6 protein-coding genes are annotated in these 6,179 nt (G+C 59.6%); 2 read left to right on the top strand and 4 right to left on the bottom strand.

Features of this window, described 5'->3' with window-relative positions; genetic code table 11:
* The 4 genes from BM160_RS22825 to BM160_RS21920 all read right to left on the bottom strand — a co-directional run.
* Nucleotides 1-258, bottom strand: a 258-nt coding sequence (locus tag BM160_RS22825; RefSeq protein ID WP_255369047.1) for a hypothetical protein, incomplete at its 3' end; no start/stop codon positions are given.
* Between the two features lie 134 nt (nt 259-392).
* The gene (locus tag BM160_RS21930; protein ID WP_092008265.1) at nt 393-1,526 is read right to left on the bottom strand and encodes a porin; all 1,134 of its coding nucleotides are present in this window, start codon (nt 1,524-1,526) and stop codon (nt 393-395) included.
* 447 nt (nt 1,527-1,973) lie between these two features.
* Nucleotides 1,974-2,537, bottom strand: coding sequence for an RBBP9/YdeN family alpha/beta hydrolase (locus BM160_RS21925; protein WP_092008264.1), 564 nt, complete (start codon nt 2,535-2,537; stop codon nt 1,974-1,976).
* Between the two features lie 12 nt (nt 2,538-2,549).
* Entirely contained in the window at nt 2,550-3,401 is an 852-nt protein-coding gene (locus BM160_RS21920) for a TauD/TfdA dioxygenase family protein (protein ID WP_092008266.1), read from the bottom strand.
* 176 nt (nt 3,402-3,577) lie between these two features.
* Between BM160_RS21920 and BM160_RS21915 the strand changes: the two genes are divergently transcribed.
* Both BM160_RS21915 and BM160_RS21910 read left to right on the top strand, forming a co-directional pair.
* Nucleotides 3,578-4,612, top strand: coding sequence for an AraC family transcriptional regulator (locus BM160_RS21915; RefSeq protein ID WP_092008263.1), 1,035 nt, complete (start codon nt 3,578-3,580; stop codon nt 4,610-4,612).
* A gap of 390 nt (nt 4,613-5,002) precedes the next feature.
* Nucleotides 5,003-6,179, top strand: a 1,177-nt coding sequence (locus tag BM160_RS21910; protein ID WP_092003225.1) for an acyl-CoA dehydrogenase, incomplete at its 3' end; no start/stop codon positions are given.

Here is a 6,179-nt window from a genome sequence, read left to right as displayed (position 1 = left end):
TGACTTCTCGCTCCGGCAAAGCCGTCGGGCTTTCACCCACGAGGCGAGATCTCCCCAGGTAAGAACGCACACCTTCATCGCACAACCGCCGCATCTACGCCACCTCGCCTTGGTCACAAGAGCTTTGCGGTTTTTGGCCCGCTCGCCCTGCTTGGCAACGCCTTCTATGCGGTTCTTGTTCATCGGCTCACGATTTACGCTCCACGCTTCCTTCCCACGTTCGGTCGCCCTCACGCAGTTGCGCTTCACTTCATTCACTGTGACCAGCTCCTGGCGGGACTTGCACCCGCAGGTGTGCGCCCATGCTGGGCGCACCAAAAAAATGGGGCGCATGATTGCGCCCCATTTTTGATGTCGTGCGTAACGACCTCGGCAAATTACTCCGGACGAGTTTAGAAACTGTGCCGTATGCCGAAATCAACGCCGGTGATATTGCCGCCCGGCGTCGTCGTGGCCGGGGTGGTAAAGCCGCCGGTCGTGTTCAGGACGTAAAGCTTGGAATTGCCACGGTTATCCAGCAAGCTGAGCGTGGTGTAAAACGCGGTGCGTTTGCTCAGGTTGTAGACCCAACCGGCGGAATACTGTCGTGCATCGTTGCTGCCGGCGATCACATTTTGCTTGACCTGCGCGTATTGCAGCTTGAAATCGCTAACGCCACGGGGAATGATGGTGCCCACACTGAAGCTCACGTTGCTGCCCTCACCACCCGTTCCACGGGCACGCCGCTCGGTGCTGAGCAAGCCGAGCAGGCGCATCACGCCAAAGTCGTATGAGGCACCGAGATTGACGCGATCGGAGTTGCCTGCAACCGCCGTGGACGTGGCCGGCAGCTCGTAGCGCGTGCGCCCGGCGGCCAGCGCCACATCCAGCTTGGCATTGCGATAGCCGACGCGCCCACCGTAGTAGTCGCCATCATGTTTACCCGTCGCTCCCGGGGCCACATTGGCAGCGTTTTCGCCAAGGGCAACCATGGCCTGACCGTACCATCCCCCCAGATTGGACGGCAAAAAGTAGCTGACGGTATTGGAGGCACGCAAGGCGGTTACGGTGGAGAACACACCGTTGCTCAACATCAGCGCACTGGAGTTTCCGATGCCATTGCCACCGAACGGATCGAAGGCCACGTAATTCAAGGAGCTGGGCACGACGTCGCGACCCAGACGCACCTCACCGAAGGGGCCAAGCAAGCTGACCGTGGAGCGGCGGTTGAACGTCAAGCCGCCCGCCCCGGTCGAGCCGGCTGGCGTATTGGTGGAGTTGGTCAGTTGACCAGCGCCGGAGTCGACGAAGAAACCAGCCTCCAACCAGAAGGCAGCAGAGAGTCCGCCGCCCAGGTCTTCATTGCCTCTGAAGCCAATCCTGCTTGGCACGTTGGCACCCGAAATGATCCGCGTGAGCGACGGGGCTCCATCGGCCTTCGTGATTTCGAGAGCCGAATCCAGCACGCCAAACACCGTGACCGATGACTGCGCGAGCGACAAGCCCGAACCAAGAACCGCGCTCAATCCCACCAGCAATTTTTTCATCTTATTTATCCAAGTTGGTTTTCAAAACACATCCCGGCTCCTTGCTAGAAGCCACCCCACATACGCCTGACGACAAGCGACTCATCAGGCAGCCTCTTGGGTCCGCAGATGCCGTTGCTATCAAGAGAACTCATCCAACAGGCCGCAAGCTCCATGCAACCTCCGAAACACATCGACACGCAGCGTACCAGTCGAGAACCGGTCAAGCCGAATAAGTGCAAAAAAGTGACCAATCGCAATCGGGCCGCCGTTCACCTTGTATTACGCGGGGTCAACACTCAGCGAAAACCACATATCGAACGGCACAAAATTACCGAAAGTCTCCGTACCCCTTCAGGTATGCATTCAAATGCATCACATTGAGCCTGTCTTGCGACACCCAACGAGTACGACCATCATCAAATCTAGCCAGCCTGGCTTCCCCGGCGACATCCGGCCAACATCTGCTCAGGAGAGTTCGCGAATGAACTCTTCGGCCTGCGGCCACTCGCCAAAACCGGATGCGGGGTTGAGGTGGCCGACCTCGCCGAGATCTACCGTCTCGCTACCCCAGGCCTTGGCCAACTCGCGCACACGCTCAAACTCTCCAAGCGGATCGTTGCGGCTCATCGCCACCAGGCTGCGAAACGGCAGGCGCTCACGCGGCACAGGCAGCCAGCCGCCAGCCTGCAAGGCCTCCAGGCTCGGGTAGCCGGCCGGCATGGGGCTGTCGAAATCGGGAGGGGTCGCCAACAGGGCGCCACGCACGGCATTCGCATGGCGCGTGATCTTGGCCCAATGCGCCACCATGACGCAGCCTCCGCTATGCGCAACGATCACAACTGGGCCTTCAATGGCGGCGATCTCGCGCTCGATGGCCTTCAGGCGATCGGCGCAATTCAGGTCCTCTCGGCCCATGGGCGGGACCGTACGCACTTGGGGCAAGCGCGCCGTCAGCAGGGTTTGCCAATGCTCACTCACATTGTCGCGCAGACCGGGGACGATCAGAAAGGTTGGGGTCGGTGATGCCATGTTGACCACTTATCAGTAGGGCAAGTCACCGATGATGGCCGTACGGTCCATCTTGCGGTGGCACGGCGGGTAATCCATCACTGCGTAGTGCTGGGTCGAACGGTTGTCCCAGAACGCAACGGTGTTCTTCTTCCAACGAAACCGCAGCTGGAATTCAGGGATGTTGGCCTGGCTGGTCAGGTAATTGAGCAGAAGGCTGGCGGCCGGCGACTTGTCCTGACCGAAGCGCACATTGGCCGGCGTGTTGTAGTTGGTGAAGTGCGTCGTGAAGCTGCCGTTGACGAATAAAATCTTCTCCCCGGTCTCGGGATGGATACGCACCACCGGGTGCTCGACTTCCGGGAACTGGGCCCTCAGCGCAAGGCGCTTTTCGATCGGCATCACGGCGCCAAAGCTCGGCTCTATGCTGTGGCGCGCGCGCAATGGGGCGATCTTCGTCTTGATATCCTCGGGCAGCTGCTTGTAGGCCTCCACCATGTTGACCCACATCGTGTCGCCGCCCACGGGGGGACATTCGACACAGCGCAGCACGCAGCCTAGCGGAGGTATTTCGCGCCAGGTGGCATCGGTGTGCCAGGAATTCTCGTTGCGCTCGGGAGGGCTTTCCGGGGTTTTGTAGATCTGAATCAAGCCCGGATGATCAGGATGACTGCCCACCACCGGGTGGTCCTCCAGCTCGCCGAAGCGGCGCGCAAAGGCCACATGCTGAGCGCGCGTGATGTCCTGATCGCGGAAGAAGATCACGCGGTGCTTTAGAAGCAATGCCCGGATCTCTGCGATCAGCGAGTCATCCTCGGCAGCAGCCCCCAGATTAACGTTGCCGAGCTCGGCCCCTATCGTGCAAGTGAGCGGTTCGACCTGAATCGAGTTGCCCAACGAAGTCGCGCGGACCACTGCGGGTGCCGCTTGAAAGTCTTGATTCATGACAGTTTGTCTCCTGCTATAGAATGGCGTGATAGGTGAAGTGTGGCGCTAGCAGGCTGCCTACGCTTGACAATACGTGACACGCATTTTTCATTTTGCGCCAACCCTATACGCTGATGTCAACCCTTGTCCGTGCTGCCAGCCTGACTAATTACAGCGAGGTGGCTCTTGCTTCTGGACTCAATCCAGCCCGGATGCTTTACGACGCAGGATTAAGCCCTGGCGTACTAAATGAGCCGGATCTGATGATCCCGGTGGAGCGTGTCGGACGTCTGCTCCAGGCTTCTGCGACTATGTCGGGCAACGAAAGTTTCGGACTCTGCATGGCCGAAAAACGCCTGCTATCCAATCTTGGTGCGGTAGGTCTACTGATTCGCGACCAGGCAACACTGCGCGACTCTCTTTACATGTTGATGCGCTATCAGGTACTGCTCAATGGCGCACTGTCGCTGGCGGTCGAAGAAGGCGGCGGCATGGTCATTATTCGCGAGGTTGTCATGGCCGGCAGCGCGCATCAACCCACACGCCAAAGAGTTGAACTGGCACTCGGGGTAACGGTGCGTTTAATACGCCAACTCCTGGGTGCCGGCTGGCAACCGCGGCGCGTGTGCTTCGAGCATTCTGCGCCGAATGACCTTAGCACTCATCTGAGGTTGTTTGGCCGTTGTATCGAGTTCGACTACGACTTCAACTGCATCGTCTGCGCGAAAACCGATCTCGATACACGCAACCCCTCAGCTGATCCGGCGATGGTGCGCTACGCACAGCAGTTGATAGACGCCTCGGCCAAGTCGCAGGGGGCGTCAATGCTTGATGATGTGCGACGCACCATCTTGCTACTGCTACCCAGCGGGCGTTGCAGCATAGAACAAGTGACCGAGCACTTGGGCATTGTGTGCCGAACGGTCCAGCGCCGACTGGCGGAACAAGACCAAAGCTTCTCCTCAATGGTGAATGACATCCGCAAGGAACTCGTCGCACGTTATGTCCTTGAGAGCGATCGCCCCTTGACTGAAGTGGCAGCACTGCTCGGTTTTTCCGCGCCTAGCAGCTTCTCGCGCTGGTACCAGGCGCAATTCGGTTATAGCGCCAAGAAGAGCAGGTCCACACTTGTCGCTGCTCGCCGCCGGAAAACACCGCTCAAAGGCTAATGGGACGCTTCCCGAATAATTAAAGCGAAGCAGTGAGGCTATGCCGAAACAGTTGTTACGGTCGATCACAAAACAAAAGCTTCAAGTGCAGAGTATGAGAGCCTGTTCACGAAAGACGGCCTAACAGGCCCACGGGGAGACGCGCCTTACATTGGAGTGCCCTTACCCCCTCCCCCGTTTCTCGGCACCGCATTCATGGCCTCGCGCCGGATGGCTAATTTGCCGCCGTAGAGAGTGGAGTTCGTGGCAGTCATACTGACTGCTCTGCATGCTCCAGCCTCAGCTCAATTAATACAAAACCTCATAAGAGACTGAGAAACAATCGGTTGATTGGCTTGAGACCTCAAAAGTATGATGAAGACATCACAATTTTTCGTAAAGAGGCAAGCCATGAGCAAGAACCCCCATTTTTCCTGGTCCGACCCCTTCCTGCTGGACCAGCAACTCAGCGATGAAGAGCGCCAGGTGCGCGACGCAGCTCACGCCTACTGCCAGGAGCGCCTGCTGCCGCGTGTGCAGGACGCCTTTCGCCATGAAAAAACCGATCGCGCCATCTTCAATGAGATGGGCGAGCTCGGTCTGCTGGGCGCCACCATCCCCGAGCAGTATGGCGGCTCTGGCCTGAACTACGTTTGCTACGGCCTGGTGGCCCGCGAGGTCGAGCGGGTCGATAGCGGCTACCGCTCCATGATGAGCGTGCAGTCTTCCCTGGTGATGGTGCCCATCAATGAGTTTGCATCCGAAGCGCAGAAGCAGAAATACCTGCCCAAACTCGCCAGCGGCGAATGGGTGGGCTGCTTCGGCCTGACCGAGCCCAATCACGGCTCTGACCCGGGCAGCATGATCACCCGGGCCAAGAAAGTGGCCGGTGGCTACTCGCTGAGCGGCGCCAAGATGTGGATCACCAACAGCCCGATCGCCGACGTCTTTGTCGTCTGGGCCAAGGACGACGAAGGCGCGATTCGCGGCTTCATCCTGGAAAAGGGCTGGAAGGGCTTGAGCGCGCCCGCCATCCACGGCAAGGTGGGCCTGCGTGCCTCTATCACCGGCGAAATCGTGATGGACGAGGTGTTCGTGCCGGAAGAAAACGCCTTCCCCGACGTGCGCGGTCTCAAGGGCCCGTTCACCTGCCTGAACAGCGCGCGCTATGGTATCGCCTGGGGCGCCCTGGGGGCGGCCGAAGATTGCTTCCAGCGCGCCCGTCAGTACGTACTGGACCGCCACCAGTTCGGCCGCCCCCTGGCCGCCAACCAGTTGATCCAGAAAAAGCTGGCCGACATGCTGACCGACATCAGCCTGGGCCTGCAGGGCTGCCTGCAGCTGGGCCGCATGAAGGATGCGGGCACGGCCTCGGTCGAAGTCACCTCCATCCTCAAGCGCAACAGCTGCGGCAAGGCGCTGGACATTGCCCGCGTGGCGCGCGACATGATGGGCGGCAACGGCATCAGTGATGAGTTCGGCGTGGCCCGCCATCTGGTCAACCTGGAGGTGGTCAACACCTATGAGGGCACCCATGACGTGCACGCCCTCATCCTGGGCCGCGCCATCACCGGCATCGCCGCTTTCT

It is taken from the genome of Polaromonas sp. OV174 (genome assembly GCF_900112285.1).
Classification (GTDB): domain Bacteria; phylum Pseudomonadota; class Gammaproteobacteria; order Burkholderiales; family Burkholderiaceae_C; genus Polaromonas.
The sequence above is the reverse complement of the archived record's forward strand: the minus strand, read 5'-3'. Positions and strand labels throughout refer to the sequence as shown.